The organism is Streptomyces thermospinosisporus, from assembly GCF_039526425.1.
Taxonomy (GTDB): Bacteria; Actinomycetota; Actinomycetes; order Streptomycetales; family Streptomycetaceae; genus Streptomyces; species Streptomyces thermocarboxydovorans.
The window spans coordinates 1-17,890 of record NZ_BAAAIZ010000043.1; the positions used below are offsets into that span (position 1 = coordinate 1).

Annotated in this window: 15 protein-coding genes; 8 read left to right on the forward strand and 7 right to left on the reverse strand. The window is 72.5% G+C overall.

Annotated features, from left to right (window positions below):
- Window positions 1-1,230, reverse strand: a 1,230-nt coding sequence (locus tag ABD207_RS16605) for a DEAD/DEAH box helicase (RefSeq protein ID WP_344013765.1), incomplete at its 3' end; no start/stop codon positions are given.
- Between the two features lie 483 nt (window positions 1,231-1,713).
- Here ABD207_RS16605 and ABD207_RS16610 point away from each other — a divergent pair.
- Window positions 1,714-2,472, forward strand: a complete 759-nt coding sequence (locus tag ABD207_RS16610; RefSeq protein WP_344013767.1) for a ferritin-like fold-containing protein — start codon at window positions 1,714-1,716, stop codon at window positions 2,470-2,472.
- A gap of 196 nt (window positions 2,473-2,668) precedes the next feature.
- Here the strand turns inward: ABD207_RS16610 and ABD207_RS16615 are convergent, their stop codons facing one another.
- The 4 genes from ABD207_RS16615 to ABD207_RS16630 form a co-directional block, all read right to left on the reverse strand.
- Entirely contained in the window at window positions 2,669-2,938 is a 270-nt protein-coding gene (locus ABD207_RS16615; RefSeq protein ID WP_344013769.1) for a hypothetical protein, read from the reverse strand.
- 182 nt (window positions 2,939-3,120) lie between these two features.
- A complete protein-coding gene (locus tag ABD207_RS16620; RefSeq protein ID WP_344005685.1) occupies window positions 3,121-3,348 on the reverse strand; it encodes a DUF3107 domain-containing protein in 228 nt (75 codons plus the stop codon).
- Window positions 3,349-3,492: 144 nt separating this feature from the next.
- On the reverse strand, window positions 3,493-4,161 hold the full coding sequence (locus ABD207_RS16625) for a TetR/AcrR family transcriptional regulator (protein WP_167997239.1): 669 nt from the start codon (window positions 4,159-4,161) through the stop codon (window positions 3,493-3,495).
- Window positions 4,162-4,337: 176 nt separating this feature from the next.
- Window positions 4,338-4,565: a hypothetical protein gene (locus tag ABD207_RS16630; protein WP_344013771.1), complete on the reverse strand. Its 228-nt coding sequence runs from the start codon at window positions 4,563-4,565 to the stop codon at window positions 4,338-4,340.
- 207 nt (window positions 4,566-4,772) lie between these two features.
- Here ABD207_RS16630 and ABD207_RS16635 point away from each other — a divergent pair, with 207 nt between their 5' ends.
- From ABD207_RS16635 to moeZ, 7 genes are all read left to right on the forward strand, one after another.
- Complete coding sequence (locus ABD207_RS16635; RefSeq protein WP_344013773.1) at window positions 4,773-5,840, forward strand: alpha/beta fold hydrolase; 1,068 nt, start codon at window positions 4,773-4,775, stop codon at window positions 5,838-5,840.
- Window positions 5,841-6,229: 389 nt separating this feature from the next.
- Window positions 6,230-7,795 carry a DUF3152 domain-containing protein gene (locus ABD207_RS16640; protein ID WP_344013775.1) on the forward strand — a complete coding sequence of 522 codons (1,566 nt, stop codon included), beginning with the start codon at window positions 6,230-6,232 and terminating at the stop codon, window positions 7,793-7,795.
- Between the two features lie 209 nt (window positions 7,796-8,004).
- A complete protein-coding gene (locus ABD207_RS16645; RefSeq protein WP_344013804.1) occupies window positions 8,005-9,711 on the forward strand; it encodes a DUF3492 domain-containing protein in 1,707 nt (568 codons plus the stop codon).
- The gene (locus tag ABD207_RS16650; protein WP_344013777.1) at window positions 9,708-10,805 is read left to right on the forward strand and encodes a hypothetical protein; all 1,098 of its coding nucleotides are present in this window, start codon (window positions 9,708-9,710) and stop codon (window positions 10,803-10,805) included. Before ABD207_RS16645 ends, ABD207_RS16650 begins: the two co-directional genes overlap by 4 nt.
- A gap of 115 nt (window positions 10,806-10,920) precedes the next feature.
- Window positions 10,921-11,919, forward strand: coding sequence for an NAD-dependent epimerase/dehydratase family protein (locus tag ABD207_RS16655; protein ID WP_344013779.1), 999 nt, complete (start codon window positions 10,921-10,923; stop codon window positions 11,917-11,919).
- Window positions 11,907-12,680 carry a spherulation-specific family 4 protein gene (locus ABD207_RS16660; protein ID WP_344013780.1) on the forward strand — a complete coding sequence of 258 codons (774 nt, stop codon included), beginning with the start codon at window positions 11,907-11,909 and terminating at the stop codon, window positions 12,678-12,680. The genes ABD207_RS16655 and ABD207_RS16660 overlap by 13 nt, the downstream gene beginning before the upstream one ends.
- Window positions 12,681-12,742: 62 nt before the next feature.
- Complete coding sequence (gene moeZ, locus ABD207_RS16665) at window positions 12,743-13,921, forward strand: adenylyltransferase/sulfurtransferase MoeZ (RefSeq protein WP_344013781.1); 1,179 nt, start codon at window positions 12,743-12,745, stop codon at window positions 13,919-13,921.
- A 665-nt stretch (window positions 13,922-14,586) separates the two neighbouring features.
- Here the strand turns inward: moeZ and ABD207_RS16670 are convergent.
- Complete coding sequence (locus ABD207_RS16670) at window positions 14,587-16,083, reverse strand: alpha/beta hydrolase (RefSeq protein ID WP_344013783.1); 1,497 nt, start codon at window positions 16,081-16,083, stop codon at window positions 14,587-14,589.
- A gap of 135 nt (window positions 16,084-16,218) precedes the next feature.
- On the reverse strand, window positions 16,219-17,766 hold the full coding sequence (locus ABD207_RS16675; protein WP_344013785.1) for an alpha/beta hydrolase: 1,548 nt from the start codon (window positions 17,764-17,766) through the stop codon (window positions 16,219-16,221).
- Between the last annotated feature and the right edge of the window lie 124 nt (window positions 17,767-17,890).

Below are 17,890 nucleotides of genomic sequence, written 5' to 3' on the forward strand. Positions count from 1 at the left end.
GCCGCCCCGGCCGCCGCGCCCGCGCGGCCCGCGGCCGCCCGGCTCGCCCAGGTCCTCCACCTGCTCGGCATCCAGCCCGGCACGGGTCCGCGCCGAGCGCGGCAGGACACCCTTGGTGCCCTCGGGGATGCCGAGGTCGCTGAACAGGTGCGGGGAGGTGGAGTACGTCTCCGGCGGGTCGTTGAAGTCGAGCTCCAGCGCCTTGTTGATCAGCTGCCAGCGCGGGATGTCGTCCCAGTCGACCAGCGTGATCGCCGTGCCCTTGGCGCCCGCGCGGCCGGTGCGGCCCACCCGGTGCAGGTACGTCTTCTCGTCCTCGGGCGACTGGTAGTTGATGACGTGCGTCACGCCCTCGACGTCGATGCCGCGGGCCGCGACGTCGGTGCAGACCAGCACGTCCACCTTGCCGTTGCGGAAGGCGCGCAGCGCCTGCTCGCGGGCGCCCTGGCCGAGGTCGCCGTGGACCGCGCCGGCGGCGAAACCGCGGCGCTGGAGCTGCTCGGCGATGTCGGCGGCCGTCCGCTTGGTGCGGCAGAAGATCATCGCCAGTCCGCGGCCCTCGGCCTGCAGGATGCGGGCGACCATCTCCGGCTTGTCCATGGAGTGGGCGCGGTAGACGAACTGCTTGATGTTCGCCACCGTGGCGCCCTCGTCGTCCGGCGCGGTGGCGCGGATGTGCGTGGGCTGCGACATGTAGCGGCGGGCCAGGCCGATGACCGCGCCCGGCATGGTGGCCGAGAACAGCATGGTCTGGCGCCGGGCCGGAAGCAGATTGATGATCTTCTCGACGTCGGGCAGGAAGCCCAGGTCGAGCATCTCGTCGGCCTCGTCGAGCACCAGGGCCTTGACGTGGCTGAGGTCCAGCTTCTTCTGGCCCGCGAGGTCCAGCAGGCGGCCCGGGGTGCCGACGACCACGTCGACGCCCTTCTTCAGGGCCTCCACCTGGGGCTCGTAGGCGCGGCCGCCGTAGATCGCGACGACGCGCACATTGCGCACCTTGCCGGCGGTGAGCAGGTCGTTGGTGACCTGGGTGCACAGCTCGCGGGTGGGGACGACGACCAGCGCCTGCGGGGCGTCGGTGAGGTCCTCCGGCTTGGCGCGGCCCGCCTCCACGTCCGCGGGGACGGTGACCCGCTCGAGGAGCGGAAGGCCGAAGCCGAGCGTCTTGCCGGTGCCGGTCTTGGCCTGGCCGATGACGTCCGTGCCCGAGAGGGCGACGGGGAGCGTCATCTCCTGGATGGGGAAGGGTGTGGTGATGCCGACGGCCTCCAGGGCCTCGGCGGTCTCGGGGAGGATCCCGAGCTCTCGGAACGTCGTAGTCAGGGTGCTGCCTCTTCTGTGTGCGCGGTACGAGGCGAGCGCGGGGGTCTTAATGTGACCGTGCCGGGGACGTCGGCTGCCTTACGGGCTGTGCCGTGAGGCACGGGACCACTGCCTACGCTCCAGCGCTCGAACCGCTGAGGGTGTCCCCCTCCGGATCCCGTACGCAATGTGCCGTACGGTCAAGGAGGGCTGTCTGGTCGGAGCCGATCGGGCCACCGACCGGGCATCCTCATACATGCGGCCTGTCGAGTACGTCGAAGTGCTCAGCAGGCTCATTACCACCATACCCCGGATTCGCGCACATGCGATGGCCGATTTGGTCACGTAGTCGTCGTCACACTGATCGACCGGGACCTTCCCGGACGCGGCGGGCGGGCTATTGTGCGCTTCATGACGAGCTCTGACAAGCCTGATCGCGCCGCGGACGCCCCCGAGACCACCGACGACGCACACACCGGTGTCGCCGCCCTCGACTGGGCGGCCGCCTCAGCCGACCCGCAGTACCGCGCCGCCGTCGTGGACCTGCTCGGCGCGCTCGCGTACGGGGAGCTGGCGGCGTTCGAGCGGCTGGCGGAGGACGCAAAGCTGGCGCCGACGCTGGACGACAAGGCGGAGCTGGCGAAGATGGCCTCGGCCGAGTTCCACCACTTCGAGCAGCTGCGCGACCGGCTGGCCGAGATCGGTGAGGACCCGACCAGCGCGATGGAGCCGTTCGTCGCCGCGTACGACGGTTTCCACAAGCAGACCGCGCCCTCCGACTGGCTGGAGGGGCTCGTCAAGGCATACGTGGGCGACTCCATCGCCAGCGACTTCTACCGGGAGGTCGCCGCCCGGCTGGACTCCGACACCCGCGCCCTGGTGCTGGCCGTGCTGGACGACACCGGGCACGGCGGCTTCGCCGTGGAGAAGGTGCGCGCGGCGATCGAGGCGGACCCGCGGGTGGGCGGACGGCTGGCGCTGTGGGCGCGGCGTCTGATGGGGGAGGCCCTGTCCCAGTCGCAGCGGGTGGTCGCCGACCGGGACGCCCTGTCGACGATGCTGGTCGGCGGCGTCGCGGACGGCTTCGACCTCGCCGAGGTCGGCAAGATGTTCTCCCGCATCACCGAGGCCCACACCAAGCGCATGGCAGCCCTGGGCCTGGCCGCCTGACCGTCCCAACGCCAGGGCGGGGAACCGCGCACGGAGCTTCGAGCAAGGGCGCCCTTGAACCTAGGCGACTGCACTCACCTCAGCTAGGCGACTGCACTCACCTCAGGGGCGCGGGGAACCGCGCACGCAGCTTGCAACTCAGGGCGCCAACGAAATCAACGCCCCCGACGCACACCCCGCCGGCGGCGACCAGCCTTCACGCCGTCGCCGACCGACGCCGCAGTCTTCCCGCGGGCCGCAACAGCAACGACAAGGACGCCACGCAAACAATCACCGCCCCCAGCAGGCTGGCCGTCAGGCCCCCCGCCTCCAGCGCCGTATCCGCGAGAAACGCACCGAACAGCGCACCCGCCACCCCCGTGGACAACACCAGCGCACGGGCCGGAAGCCGATGCGACAGCCGGTGGACGGCCACCCACGCGAGAGCGAGGCCGAGGATCGCGGAGCTGAGCGCTTGCAAGAGCATCTCGGGGGTCCCTCCCACATGGCCGGCCTGCTCACATCGGTCGTAGCCCGGTTTACCCCTGGCCTGCGGAATCCAATCCTCCCCTGTGGGGGCCCTGTGCTCCATCCGTGAACGCACCCGGACGAGCGAGGGCCCGGCGGTGTCGTACCGCCGGGCCCTCGCCCATGTCCCGCGCGTTCCGCCTACAGCGCGCCGAAGCCCACCTTGCGCGGAGCGGGCTCCCCGATCTCGACGTACGCGACCCGGTCGGCCGGGACGAGGAGCTTGCGGCCGTGCTCATCCATGAGGCTCAGCAGCTGCGACTTCCCGGCCAGCGCCTCGGCCACCACGCGCTCGACCTCCTCGGCGCTCTGACCGCTCTCCAGAACGATCTCGCGCGGCGCGTGCTGCACGCCGATCTTGACCTCCACGGCTATGTCCCTCCGACGGTCAGTGAAGTGCGCGGCCTACCGCGCCGTACTCCGCACACATTAGCCCGGTGAGGGGACCTGCACGGTCCGCCCGGCCACGCCAGGAGCGAACAGCCGGCGGGAACGAACGCCCGCCCGTGGCGCTCAGCGCTGCTGCTCGCCGCCCTGCTGCTGACCGGCGTCGCTGCCGTGCAGCGGGAAGCCGGCGATGCCCCGCCAGGCGAGCGAGGTGAGCAGCTGGACCGCCTGGTCGCGCGGCACCGTGCGGTCGCTGTGCAGCCAGGCCCGGGCCACCACCTGGGCGAGACCGCCCAGGCCCGAGGCGAGCAGCATCGACTCGTCCCGGGACAGACCGGTGTCCTCGGCGATGACCTCGCAGATCGCCTCGGCGCAGTCGTTGGTGACCTTGTCGACCCGCTCGCGCACGGCGGGCTCGTTGGTCAGGTCCGACTCGAAGACCAGGCGGAAGGCCCCGCCGTCGTCCTCCACATAGGCGAAGTAGGCGTCCATGGTCGCCCGGACGCGCTGCTTGTTGTCCGTCGTCGAGGCCAGCGCGTTGCGCACGGCCTGGATCAGTGACTCGCAGTGCTGGTCCAGCAGTGCGAGATAGAGGTCGAGCTTGCCCGGGAAGTGCTGGTAGAGCACCGGCTTGCTCACGCCGGCGCGCTCGGCGATGTCGTCCATCGCAGCCGCGTGGTAGCCCTGCGCGACGAACACCTCCTGGGCGGCACCCAGCAGCTGGTTCCGTCGGGCTCGGCGCGGCAGGCGGGTGCCCTTCGGGCGAACCGCCTCTGTCTGCTCGATGGCTGTCACGCCGCCTCCCATTGGTCGTCCACATGCGGTGTGAGCCGCGCCGCCATCGTACTTTTCGGTAACCGTGGTGTGCGCGGTGAGAACGCAGAATTTCACGGACCGGACGACGACGAAAGCGGCACGGACGGTTTCAAAAGGCGCAGGACCGGGCAACACGTGGCCCTTCCCTGCTCTGATCAGCGGTAATCGTCCTCGTCCAGGGAGACGATACGAGCCTGTTCCAGCAGGTCCGCCTCGTTGGCGCGGTCCGGATCGACGCCCGTCAGCGGGTCATCGTCCTCCGGCGCGATGTCCGCCTGCTGCTCGGCCGCGTCGACCTCGGGGGCCTCGACGTCGTACTCCTCGCCCTCCAGGGCGTCCTCGACTTCCTCGAGCGTCTCGGGGTCGGTGGGGTCAACGGCCATGTCGGGCTCCCTTCCTACGATCGTCCCTAATGATGCAGGGGCTATATCCGGGTGCCCTCTGTTCGAGCCTAGGAGACACCCGATCCGGACGTTATGCGATGAGCGACCGTGAGGTGACACGGTGCGCACCCGGTGACCGGCCGCTTTCGACCGGCCTGTGACGGCGAACACATGAACCACTGCGTGATCGTCTCGTAACATTGCCGCATGTCTTCGACCGAGCTGCCGTCCGTGCCGCCCGCAAACGTGCTGCCCAAAGCGGCCGCCGTGAGGGTCGGGGAGGGCGAGCATCTCAGGTCGGTCCGGCTGCCCGGCGTCACTTTGACCCTACGTGCACGCAGGCCCGCGCGGGAGGGGCTGCCGCCCGCGCTCTGCGTCCACGGCCTGGGCGGCTCCTCGCAGAACTGGTCGGCGCTGATGCCGCTGCTCGACGACGTCCTCGACAACGAGGCCGTCGACCTGCCGGGCTTCGGCGACTCCCCGCCGCCCGACGACGGCGACTACTCGATCACCGCGCACGCCCGCGCGGTGATTCGCTATCTGGACGAGGCAGGGCGCGGCCCGGTCCACCTCTTCGGCAACTCGCTGGGCGGGGCGGTCGTCACCCGGGTCGCCGCCGTGCGCCCCGACCTGGTCCGCACGCTCACCCTGGTGTCGCCCGCCCTGCCCGAGCTGCGGGTGCAGCGCACCGCCGTGCCGACGGCACTGCTGGCGGTGCCCGGGGTGGCACCCCTGTTCACCCGCATCACCCGTGAGTGGACCGCGGAGCAGCGGGTGCGCGGCGTGCTGGCGCTCTGCTACGGCGACCCCTCGCGGGTGACCCCGGAGGGGTTCCGCAACGCCGTGCACGAGATGGAGCGGCGCATGCGGCTGCCGTACTTCTGGGACGCGATGGCCCGCTCCGCGCGCGGCCTCGTCAACGCCTACACCCTCGGTGGCCAGCACGCTCTGTGGCGCCAGGCCGAGCGGGTGCTGGCGCCGACCCTGCTGATCTACGGCGGCCGGGACAAGCTCGTCGGCTTCCGCATGGCCCAGCGGGCGGCCCGCGCCTTCCGGGACTCCCGGCTGGTGACGCTGCCCGACGCCGGCCATGTGGCGATGATGGAGTACCCCGAGACGGTGGCCGCCGCCTTTCGTGAACTCCTCGCCGATGCGGAGGAATCCTCCGCCGAGGGGGCTACCTTGGTCCGGGGCGCGAAGGGCGCCCCGGACGCGTCCGCCGGTGCGGACGAGGCCGGCGACGGCGGAGCCACCGCCGACAACGTGAGGGGCTGAGGCGCGACGTGGGACGCCACAGCCGTCGTGGACCCGCCCCCCAGGGCGGCACCACGGAGACGACCTCGGTGCGCCAGGGCCGCACGGGCGTGGACGAGACACGCCGTGGCACGGGCCGCTGGGACACCAGGGCCCCGCAGGCCGCCCGGCCGCAGCAGGCGCCACCCGGACCGGGTCCCGGACCCGGGCCCGGCGGGCGCACGTACCCGGCCGCGGGGCAGGGGGCTGCCGCGTACGACGGTGCCCGGTACGACGCCCCGGCTCATGGGACCCCGCCTCACGGGACGCCGGTCCAGGGTGCTCCCGGGCACGGGGCTCCGGGGCGAGGGGTTCCGGGGCAGGGTGGCCCGGCGTACGGTGCCCCGGCCTACGGCGGCTCGCCGCGTCCGATGCCGGAACGCGAGACGCCGCGCGGCTACGGAACTCCGCCGCACGGGACTCCGGCGCAGGGCGCTCCGCGCTTCCCTGACGGGACCCCGGCCCACGGTGTCCCGCGCTTCCCGGACGGCACGCCCGCGCAGGGGGTCCCGCGTTTCGCGGAGGGGACTCCGGCGCAGGGTGTTCCGCGCTTCGCGAACGGCACGCCCGCGCAGGGGGTCCCGCGTTTCGCGGACGGGACTCCGGCGCAGGGCGTTCCGCGCTTCCCTGACGGGACTCCCGCTCACGGTGTTCCGCGCTTCCCCGACGGCACCCCCGCCCACGGCGTCCCCCGCTTCCCGGACGGCACCCCCGCCCACGGCGTCCCCCGCTTCCCCGACGGCACGCCCGTGCACGGCACGCCGCAGGTCCGCGGTGGTCACCCGGAGCAGCGGGAAGGCGGAGGCGGCTGGGGCGAGCTGACCGGGCGGACGGCCGCGGCAGCCGGTTACGGCAGGCAGGCCGGGATGACCGCGCCCCTGCCGCGGCAGCGGCAGGCACCTGCCGATGACACTGTCGGGGCCGGTGGCGTCCGGCAGGAGTACCTCGACGCCTTCGACGAGCCCGGCGATCTCTTCACCCCGCGCACCAAGCCGGCGCCCCGCACCCGCCCGGCCTCCGACCCCTGCGCCACGGTCACCGACTGGGACACCGCCTCCGCGGCCGAGGCCCCAGACGCCCCGCACGAAACGGACGCGGCGGACGACGACGCGCCGCCCACCGGTGCGCCCGCGCGGCCGCGGGGCGGCAAGGGACGTACGTTCACCGGGATCGCGGCCGCGGCCGTCACCACCGCGCTGGCCGTCGTCGTCGCCGGGCAGGTCGCCGACGACCGCAGCGGTGACGCGGTGCAGGCGCAGTCCGCCCCCGAGCAGTCCCGCGACGCCCGGGATCCCGCCTCGCGCGGCGACGGCCGCGAGGCACCCGACGCCAAGCCGGCGACGTACGTGCAGAAGATGAGCAAGAGGTACCCGCTCGGCGCGGACTTCACCGGCTCGGGCGTGTTCGAGGCGATCCGCGGCGTCGACAAGGCCCCGGGCCGGGGGCAGAAGATCACCTACCGGGTGGACGTGGAGAAGGGGCTCGGCCTGGACGGCGAGCTGTTCGCCGAGGCCGTGCACAAGACGCTGAACGACCAGCGCAGTTGGGCACACAACGGCGCACGCACCTTCGAGCGGATCTACTCCGGCCGCCCCGACTTCGTGATCACCCTGGCCAGTCCGGGCACCACCGCCAAGTGGTGCGCCAAGTCCGGCCTGGACACCACCGAGGACAACGTCTCCTGCGACTCGGCCGCCACCGAGCGCGTGATGATCAACGCCTACCGGTGGGCGCAGGGCGCCGAGACCTACGGCGACGACCTGCTGGGCTACCGCCAGATGCTGATCAACCACGAGATCGGCCACCGCCTGGGCTACGGCCACGTCACCTGTGACAAGGACGGCGATCTGGCCCCTGTGATGCAGCAGCAGACCAAGTTCCTGAACCACGACGGCATCAGCTGCCGCCCCAACCCCTGGGCCTACCCCAACAGCTGACGGGCGATCACCTGACCGTGACCGGCGAGCAGGCGGCGGGCGCGTAGCGCGGCTAAACGCGCCCCGCACAGGAAAGTTACGACCGTTCACCCCTTTTGGTGGAGCGACGGACAACCGTCCGTCGCTCCACCGCCTTGTCCGCATACGTTCGTCCCGCTGCGAGCCGCCGGGGCAACGGCGGCTCCTCACACGGGAGATCGGGGGTGCTTGTGCGCATCGGACTGCTTACGGAGGGTGGTTACCCGTATGTGAGCGGTGACGCCAGGCTCTGGTGCGACCGACTGGTGCGCGGGCTCGGTCAGCACGAGTTCGACGTCTATGCGTTCAGCCGCAGCCAGGCGGAGGAGGACGAGGGCTGGGTCCCGCTGCCACCGCAGGTCAGCCGCGTACGAACGGCACCGCTGTGGACGCCGGAGGACGACGGGGTGGTGTACGGGCGCCGCGCACGCCGGCGCTTCACGGAGCACTACGCCGACCTGGCCGTCGCGCTCTGCGCCGCCGGCCCCGCCCCGACCGGCACCCGCTCCGACGCGGGCCCCGCCACCGCCGAGACGCCCGGCGTCCCGCCCCAGGGGGACCGTTTCGCCAATGCCCTCTACGGTCTCGCCGAACTCGCCCGCGAGGAAGGCGGACTGGCGGCGGCCCTGCGTTCGGAGACCGCCGTGCGTGCCCTGGAGCACGCCTGTCGTGCGCCCGGTGCCCAGCGCCCCGCGCGCGAGGCGCGTGTACCCGATCTGCTCACCGTGGCCGCGCACCTGGAGCGCGCCCTGCGCCCCCTGACCCTCGACTGGTACGAGGAGGACGGCCTCGGCGCGGTCGACCTGTGCCACGCCGCCTCCGGCGGCACGGCCGCGCTGCCCGGCCTGCTGGCCCGTCACTTCTTCGGCGTCCCGCTGCTGGTGACCGAGTACGGCGTGCGGCTGCGCACCCACTACCTCACCCGGCCCGACTCCTCACCGGCCGTCCGCTCGCTGCTCGCCGCCTTCCACGGCAGGCTCGCCGCCGAGATCTACCGTCAGGCCGCCTTCGTCACCCCGGGCAACACGCACGCCCGGCGCTGGCAGGAACGGTGCGGCGCCGACCGGGCGAAACTGCGCACGGTCTACCCCGGCATGGACGCCGCCCCCTTCGCCGAGGTGGGCGAGGGCCAGGAGAGCGCCGATCCGCACACCCTGGTCTGGGTCGGGCGCGTCGAGCCGGCGAAGGACCTGGTGTCGCTGCTGCACGCCTTCGCGGAGATCCGCAAGCAGGAGCCCGGGACCCGGCTGCGCATCATCGGCGGCCCCGCCGGGCCCGAGGGCGAGGCCTACCTGGGCCACTGCCGGATGCTGGCCGCCCAGCTCTTCCCCGACGAGGCCGAGGGACCGCACGCCGTGGGCGACAACCCGGTGTCCTTCGAGGAGATCGGCGGCCCGGAACTGCCCAGCCCGGCCGACGCCTACGCCACCGGAGCGGTGACCGTGCTGTCCAGCGTGGTCGAGGGCTTCCCCGTGCGGCTGGTCGAGGCGATGTTCTGCGGCCGGGCCACGGTCTCCACCGACGTCGGCGCGGTCGTCGAGGTCATCGGCGGCACCGGCCTGGTCGTCCCGCCGCGCAACCCGCGGGCGCTCGCCGAGGCGTGCGTCTCCCTGCTGCGCGACCCCGAGCGCCGTGAGCGCCTCGGGGCCGCCGCCCGCGCCCGCGCGCTCGAGCTGTTCACCGTCGAGCAGAACATCGCCGCCTTCCACGGCCTGTATCTGGAGATCGTCGCCCACACCCCGGTCCGCCGCCTGCCGCTGGACCACACCGGCGCCCCCCAGCCCTTCGCCACCCCCGCCGAGGCCCACGTCCCCGGCCACTGGACCGACCCCGCGCCCCGCCCCGTGCCCAGCTGGGCCGCGCAGGAGCAGGTCCCCGTCACGGAGGCAGCACGATGACCGACCTCAGCGCGCCGGGCACCCCCGCCCCCCGCCGGGGCGCCGACCCGGTGAAGGCCCTGCTGCACCGCCACCGCGAGCTGTGCGAGACCGCCGTGGACCCCCTGGAGATCGCGGCAGGCCTGGAGGCGCACGGCGTCACCGACCGCACCGCCGCCCGCTTCCGCCACCGGGACGTCTTCTCCCTGGCCGAGGAGCTCTACGCCCGCGCCAACCACCACACCGACGCGCCCCCCACCGCACCGCCCGCACCCGCGCCCCGCACCACCTGGGCGGTCCTCACCCTCCTGCCCGGCCTGCTCTGCCTCGCCACCCTCGCGGCCCTCCGCCTCACCGGCGGCCAGACGCGCCTGCTGACCGCCGCCGCGGGCGCCCTGGCCGTCTTCCTCGCCCTGCGCGCCGCCCTGCGCCGGGGCCCCCTGAGCGGCCCCCGCTTCCCGGGCACGGCCCTGCCGGTCTGCTGGCTCATCGCCTACGCCCTGCTGGGCGAAAGGCTGCTGCGCGCCGCACTCACCGGCGGCCCCGACACCCCGCCCGCCACCGCCGGCTGGCCCCTCACCGCGGCGAGTCTCGCGGCCCTCGCCCTGGCCTGCGCCCCCGCCGCCTGGACCACCCACCTCTTCCGCACCCGCACCCACCGCCGGCTCACCGCCAGCCGGGCCCTGGAGGACTTCGCCACCTCGGTACGCCCGCTGCTGCTCGGCGCGGTCGTCCTCCATCTGCTCGCCGTGGCCGCCCTCACCCTGCTCACCGCCGCCCTCCTCGACGAGGCCCCGGCTCTCGGCACCACCCTCACCCTGGGCGCTCTCCTCCACCTGTCCCGCCTCCTCGCCGTGCACGGCTTCACCCACGCCCCCCGGGTGATCCTCACCGCCACGGCCCTCACCCAGGCGGCCGCCCTGGCCGGTGTGTTCGCCGCGCGTCTGCCCGGCCTGGCCGCCCTCGCCATCCCCGTGGAGACCCTCGTCACCGCCTGGACGCCGGCCGCCCTCCCCGCCCTCACCTGCGGCGCGGCGGCCTGCGTCCTGCTGCTCCACGCCGCTCGCCGGCTCACCCGGGCCTCGGCCCACGCCCACGTGGAGGCCCGCCGATGACCCCACGGGCAGCCGGGGCGTCCACCGGCAGCCGCACACGGCCTCACCCGCACGAAGGAGAACCCCACATGACCACCCGTCCAGGAGCCTCGGACGACGCCGAAGGAGTCGCACGATGAGAGTCCTGCTGATCGGAGCCAACGGATTCATCGGCCGCTTCGTGGCGGACCGCCTGCTCGCCGACCCGGCCGTACAGCTCACCGCCCTCGGCCGCGGCGACGACGCCGACGTCCGCTTCGACCTCGCCACCGGCAGCCCCGGAGCGCTCACCCGCTTTCTCGACGCCGTCCATCCCGGCGTCGTGGTCAACTGCGCCGGCGCCACCCGGGGCGGCGCCCGGGAACTCACCCGGCACAACACCGTCGCCGTGGCCACCGTCTGCGAGGCACTGCGCCGCAGCGGCTGCGGTGCCCGGCTGGTGCAGATCGGCTGCAGCTCGGAGTACGGCCCCAGCCAGCCCGGCTCCTCCACCGCCGAGGACGCGGTGCCGCGGCCCGGCGGCCCCTACGGCGTCAGCAAGCTCGCCGCCACCGAACTCGTCCTCGGCTCCGGCCTGGACGCCGTCGTGCTGCGGGTCTTCTCGCCCGCCGGTCCCGGCACCCCCGCCGGATCCCCGCTCGGCCGGCTCGCCGAGGCCATGCGCCGGGCCATGCAGTCCGGCGACGGGGAGCTGAAGCTGGGCGGCCTCGGCGCACAGCGGGACTTCGTCGACGTGCGCGACGTGGCGCGCGCGGTGCACGCCGCCTCGCTGTCGGCGGCGCAGGGCGTCATCAACATCGGCTCGGGCCGGGCGGTGCGGCTGCGCGACGCCGCCGCGATCCTCGCCCGGGTCGCCGGATACGGCGGCGCGCTTCACGAACTCGACAGCCCCGGCGTGCACGCCCCGCACGGGGTCCACGCCCACGGCCCGCATCTGCGGCCGGCCATCGGCCACCCCCGCTCCGGCGACGCCGACCACCACCCCGCCCCCGTGGCCTTCCCCTACCCGGACGGCTGCGGCAGCTGGCAGCAGGCCGACGTGCGCACCGCCCGCGACCGGCTCGGCTGGCGCCCCCGCATCAACCTCGAGGAATCCCTGGCCGACATCTGGATGGAGGCGGCATGCCGTATCTGAGCCGTGCCAAACCGGGCATCACCTGCACGGACTTCCGCACCGGCTTCGGCATCCCCGGCATCGCGCACCCGCTCGTCGCCCCGGCCGAGTGGAAGGCGCTCACCGCGCCCGGCGCACCCCTGCACTGGGTCGTCCTCGACGTGGCCGACGGGCCCGGCGCCCAGCCCGACCCGCACTGCCTGGACGCGGCCGGACGGCTGCGCAACGCCGGCGTCCGCGTCCTCGGCCGCCTCGACTCGGCGTACGGCGACCGCGGCTTCGGCCAGGTGCTCGCGGACACCCACCGCTACCTCGACTGGTACGAGGTCGACGGCTTCCTGCTGGACCGGTGCCCCGCCGACGCGCTGCGGCTCTACGAGGTGCGGCGCACCACCGCCGCGCTCCGCGCGCTGCGTGACGATGCCCACATCGTGCTCGGGCACGGCATCCATCCGCACCCGGGCTACGCCGACATCGCCGACCAGCTGGTCACCTTCTCGGGCCCCTGGAGCGACTACCGCTGGTCGCAGGTCGCCGAGTGGACGGCCGACCTGCCGCCCGAGCGGTTCTGCCACTTCGTCCACGGAGTGCCGCGCCCCCACTTGGAGGAGGCGCTGCGCATCGCCCGCTGGCAGGGCGCCGCGACGATCTACTTCACCGACCACACCGATCGCACCGGGCGCGGGGGCCGGTCCGAGACCTGGGAGACGAACCCCTGGGAGGTGCTGCCCGGCTACTGGGATGAAATCGTCTCGCGGATCGGAACAGGTGTCTCGGAATGAAAAAGCCCATGGCAGTGTTACGGAGGAACAACCGTACTGATTGACCGACCAACGGAGTCCCCGTGTCGCTGCCACCCCTGGTCGAGCCCGCTTCGGAGCTCACCGTAGACGAGGTCCGCAGGTACTCCCGCCACCTGATCATCCCCGACGTGGGGATGGACGGGCAGAAGCGGCTGAAGAACGCCAAGGTGCTGTGCGTGGGCGCCGGCGGCCTGGGATCGCCGGCGCTGATGTACCTGGCCGCCGCGGGCGTGGGCACGCTCGGCATCGTGGAGTTCGACGAGGTCGACGAGTCGAACCTGCAGCGCCAGGTCATCCACAGCCAGGCCGACATCGGCCGCCCCAAGGCCGAGTCCGCCCGTGACACGGTCAAGGGCATCAACCCGTATGTGAACGTGGTCCTGCACGAAGAGCGGCTCGAGGCCGACAACGTGATGGACATCTTCAGCCAGTACGACCTGATCGTCGACGGCACGGACAACTTCGCGACCCGCTACCTGGTCAACGACGCCTGCGTGCTGCTCGGCAAGCCGTACATCTGGGGTTCCATCTACCGCTTCGACGGCCAGGCCTCGGTGTTCTGGGCGGAGCACGGCCCCTGCTACCGCTGCCTCTACCCGGAGCCCCCGCCCCCCGGCATGGTTCCTTCCTGCGCCGAGGGCGGCGTGCTCGGCGTGCTGTGCGCGTCCATCGGCTCCATCCAGGTCAACGAGGCGATCAAGCTGCTGGCCGGCATCGGTGAGCCGCTGGTCGGCCGCCTGATGATCTACGACGCCCTGGAGATGCAGTACCGCCAGGTCAAGGTCCGCAAGGACCCCAACTGCGCGGTCTGCGGCGAGAACCCGACCGTCACCGAACTCATCGACTACGAGGCCTTCTGCGGCGTCGTGTCCGAGGAGGCCCAGGCGGCGGCCGCCGACTCCACGATCACTCCCAAGCAGCTCAAGGAGTGGCTCGACGACGGCGAGAACATCGAGCTCATCGACGTCCGCGAGCCGAACGAGTACGAGATCGTCTCCATCCCGGGCGCCCGCCTGATCCCCAAGAACGAGTTCCTCATGGGCAACGCCCTGGAGGGCCTTCCGCAGGACAAGAAGATCGTCTTGCACTGCAAGACGGGTGTCCGCAGTGCGGAAGTCCTCGCCGTCCTCAAGTCCGCCGGCTTCGCCGACGCGGTCCACGTGGGCGGCGGCGTCATCGGCTGGGTCAACCAGATCGAACCCCACAAGCCGGTGTACTGACCCGGGTCCGCCCGCCGGCGCACCGACGGGACTGACGAAGCCCACGGCTCTGAACTGGTCAGACGCCGTGGGCTTCTGCCTCGAATGGCCGTAGCCGCGTCGCACGCTCTGTGGTCGTGCCGGAGCCTGGAGGCGTGACCGATCGAAACGCCGGGCGAGTCCGTGTGGGACGATCACGCCTAGTGTGGGCCGGCGCTGCCCTGATGGTGGTAGGCCTGACATTGCTGGCCGTGGTTCTGATCAGAGGTTTGACGTCGTCGAACGAATCAACGAGGCCGCCGCCCACACCATCCACCAGTGAGGAACGGGATTCGGCGGCAGCCACGTCAACCAGCGATATACCCGAGGGTTCGCGTCCCGCCGATTCCAGCGAACCTACCGAGGAAGAGGGATCGACTGCCGCGGAAGAGGGATCGCCTCGACCCCCGTCAGCTCCTGCGGTGGTGACCATCACGGTCACGGAAACAAAGACGGAACTGCCCGGGGGCAGCGGTGGAAAGGCAGGACTCGACGTTCCCAGCACCATCACCGCAGTCGCGGGGCTGGTCACTGCTGGAGTCGGGGCGGCTTCCTTCCTCTCGGGAAAGAAGGGGAACCCACGAGCAGCCGACGAATCCGGGGCGCGGTGATCATGGGGGCGGCAGCAACCGCGCCTCGCGGCTTCGTCAGGAACAGACCTTCCCGTCCTTCGGGACCGTGCCCTCGATCAGGTAGGCGTTGACGGTGGAGTCGACGCAGTCGCTGCCGTTGCCGTAGGCGCCGTGGCCCTCGCCCTTCCAGGTGAGGACTATGCCTACGTTCTTGCCGAGTTCGTCGGCCATGCGGCGGGCGCCCTCGTAGGGGGTGGCCGGGTCGCCGGTGTTGCCGATGACCAGGATGGGGCCGGCGCCCGGGGCGCTCACCTCGGGGGTGTCGTGCTGGCCGGGGACCGGCCAGTCGTGGCACCAGCCGGCGATGTCCCAGCCGAGGGCGGGGCCGAAGACGGGGGAGATCTTCTCGAACTCCGGCAGCAGCTTCCTGGTCTCCTCGAGGCTCGGCCGCGCCTTGTCGTCCAGGCAGGAGATGACGCGCTGGGAGTGGGTGGTGGTGCCGTAACGGCCGGAGGCGTCGCGCTCGTTGTAGCCGTCGGCCAGGGCGAGGAGTTCGGAGCCGTCGCCCTCCTCGGCGGCCTGCAGGGCGCTGGTCAGGGCCGGCCAGCCGTCCTTGCTGTAGAGGGGGAGGATGATGCCGGTGAGCGCCAGGGACTGGGTGAGCTCGCGGCCCTTGGTGGAGGTCGGCAGCGGCTCGGCGTCGATCCGCCGCAGCAGGTCCGCTATCTCGCGGGAGCCCTCCTCGGGGTCCTTGCCGGTGGACTTCAGGTAGGCGTCCAGGGCGCGCTGGAAGCCGAGGGTCTGGTTGCGGGCGTGGCCCACCATGTCGGCGGTCGGGTCGACGACCGCGTCGAGGGTCATCCGGCCCACTTTCTCGGGGAAGAGGTGCGCGTAGACGCCGCCCAGCTCGGTGCCGTAGGAGATGCCGAAGTAGTTCAGCTTGTCGTCGCCGACGGCCTGGCGGATGCGGTCCAGGTCGCGGGCCGTGTCGCTGGTGGAGACATGGCCCAGCAGCTCGCCCGCCGACCTGGCGCAGCCCTTGCCGAAGTCGGCGGCGTCGGACAGGAACGTACGCTCCTCGGCCGGGGTGTCGGGCGTGGTGTCCACCTTCGCCTCGGCCGCCTGGATGTCCTTGTCCTCCCGGCACCGGACGCCCTCGCTGGCGGCGACGCCCCGCGGGTCCCAGCTCACCAGGTCGTAGTGCTCGCGCAGCTTCGCGACCGTGTCGGCGTAGGACGGCAGCATCGACACGCCGGAGCCGCCGGGGCCGCCGAAGTTGAACACCAGCGAGCCACGGCGCTCGTCGCCGGTGGCCTCGGCGCGGATCAGCGCCAGGTCGATCTTCTTGCCGTCCGGCTTCGACCAGTCCAGCGGCACCTCGAGCGTGGCGCACTGCCACTCGTCGCCCGGCGCGGGGGCGTCACCGGTGGACTCGCACTCCTTCCAGTCGAGCGCCGAGTTGCCCCTCTTGTCGTCGTCGCGGGCCCCGTCGTCGCCGGACGAGCCGCTGCAGCCCGCCGTCAGAAGCGCGGCGGCGACCCCGAGAGCCGTCCACCGTACGAAGCGCGTCATGTGCCACATCCCCCCTCGGGTGCCCTCCGCACGTGCCGCGGACGGCGGTCAGGCCATGGTAGGCGCACCCCGGCCGTGCCGTGGCAGCCTGTGGACAACCCTCTGACCTGCTGCTTCGGGCGCAGACCGGCGCAATCAGGTGCAGACGGTGCCGGCAGGCGGCACCTTTCCGTCCAGCAGATAGCCGTGCACCGCGTTCCGCACGCACCCGTTGCCGCTGTCATAGGCGCCGTGCCCCTGCCCCTTGTACGTGAGCTCGACGCCGACTCCCTCACCGAGCGCCCGCACCATCCTGCGCGTCCCCTCGTAGGGGGTGGCCGGGTCGCCGGTGTTGCCGATCACCAGGATCGGCGGGGCGCCGGGCGCGCTGACATCGGGGTGGTCGGCGGCTCCGGGCACCGCCCAGTCGGTGCAGGTGACCAGGCCCCAGGCCAGGTAGTCGCCGAAGAGCTCGGAGGCGGCGCGGAACCGGGGCAGGCTGCGCTCCACGTCCTCCTCGGTGTAGCGGGGTTTGTCGTCGGCGCAGTTGATGGCCACGTTGGCGGGGACGAAGTTGCTGTACTCGCCGTTCTCGCTGCGGCCGGTCATGCTGTCGGACAGGGCCATCAGGATGGTGCCGTCGCCGTCGTAGGCCCGCTCAAGGCCGTCGGTGAGGAACTCCCAGAACTCCTGCGAGTACAGGGCCTGGGCGATCCCGTTCATCGCCTCCGTCTGGGTCAGCTCGCGCGGCGGGATGCCGGGGATGGTCTTGCTGTCGAGGTCCTTCAGCAGGGCGGCGATGCGGTCCTTCACGTCCTGGGCGGTGTCGCCGACGGGGCACTCCTCGGTCTGCGAGACGCAGTTCTCCGCGTAGTTGTCGAGGGCGCGCTGGAAGCCCCGCGCCTGGCCGAGCGAGCCCTGCTCCGGGTCCTGCGTGGGGTCCACGACCGCGTCGAACACGGCACGGCCCACCTTCTCGGGGAAGAGGTGCGCGTAGACGCCGCCGAGTTCGGTCCCGTAGGAGATGCCGAAGTAGTACAGCTTGTCGTCGCCCAGGACCTGCCGCATCAGGTCGAGGTCGCGGGCGGTGTCCGTGGTGCGCACATGCGGCAGGATCCGCTCGGACCGGTCCTCGCAGGCCGCGTTGAACGACTTGGTGCCCTGCAGCAGTTCGGTGCGCTCGGCGCTGTCGTCGGGGGTGGCGTCCTGCTGGAAGTGCGCGTCCATCTGCCGGTCGTTCAGGCAGAGCACCGGGGCGCTGCGGCCGACGCCGCGCGGGTCGAAGCTCACCAGGTCGTAGCGGGTGCGCAGACGCTCGTACTCCTCGCCGAAGGCGGGCAGGGTGCGGACCCCGGAGCCGCCCGGTCCGCCGAAGTTGAAGATCAGGGAGCCGATGCGCCGGTCCTCCGGTCCGCTGGACCTGGCCCGGATCAGCTCCAGATTGATGGTGTCGCCCTCGGGGTCGTCCCAGTCGAGCGGCGCCTTCATGGTGGCGCACTGCCAGGTCCCGCCGCGGGGCAGGGGCGAGGGGGAGGGGCCGCCGCCCTGGGCGTCGGAGGGGGCCGGGCAGTCCTTCCAGCCGAGCTTCTGACTCGTCAGGTCCTGCCCCGGGTCGCCGTCCTCGCCGCAGCCGGCCAGCAGCGCCGGCAGCAGCAGGGCGGAGGCGGTCAGGGCCGCGGCGCGCGCACGGAAGGACTTGGGCATGACCCCATCCTGGGGCCGTACCCGGCGGTAGGCGCGGGGCACCGGCCGTCCGGGCGAAACGGCCCCGGGGACCGCTGCGGCGGCAGCGCTTCGGCGCTTGCGAGCCGGTGACGCCCGCAGCGCT

What these genes read in the sequence shown, in the direction of transcription:
- ABD207_RS16610 (WP_344013767.1), top strand. Translation starts at nt 1,714, where the DNA reads ATGACGAGCTCTGACAAGCCTGATCGCGCCGCGGACGCCCCCGAGACC.
- ABD207_RS16615 (WP_344013769.1), bottom strand. Translation starts at nt 2,938, where the DNA reads ATGCTCTTGCAAGCGCTCAGCTCCGCGATCCTCGGCCTCGCTCTCGCG.
- ABD207_RS16630 (WP_344013771.1), bottom strand. Translation starts at nt 4,565, where the DNA reads ATGGCCGTTGACCCCACCGACCCCGAGACGCTCGAGGAAGTCGAGGAC.
- ABD207_RS16635 (WP_344013773.1), top strand. Translation starts at nt 4,773, where the DNA reads ATGTCTTCGACCGAGCTGCCGTCCGTGCCGCCCGCAAACGTGCTGCCC.
- ABD207_RS16640 (WP_344013775.1), top strand. Translation starts at nt 6,230, where the DNA reads ATGCCGGAACGCGAGACGCCGCGCGGCTACGGAACTCCGCCGCACGGG.
- ABD207_RS16650 (WP_344013777.1), top strand. Translation starts at nt 9,708, where the DNA reads ATGACCGACCTCAGCGCGCCGGGCACCCCCGCCCCCCGCCGGGGCGCC.
- ABD207_RS16655 (WP_344013779.1), top strand. Translation starts at nt 10,921, where the DNA reads ATGAGAGTCCTGCTGATCGGAGCCAACGGATTCATCGGCCGCTTCGTG.
- ABD207_RS16660 (WP_344013780.1), top strand. Translation starts at nt 11,907, where the DNA reads ATGCCGTATCTGAGCCGTGCCAAACCGGGCATCACCTGCACGGACTTC.
- ABD207_RS16670 (WP_344013783.1), bottom strand. Translation starts at nt 16,083, where the DNA reads ATGACGCGCTTCGTACGGTGGACGGCTCTCGGGGTCGCCGCCGCGCTT.
- ABD207_RS16675 (WP_344013785.1), bottom strand. Translation starts at nt 17,766, where the DNA reads ATGCCCAAGTCCTTCCGTGCGCGCGCCGCGGCCCTGACCGCCTCCGCC.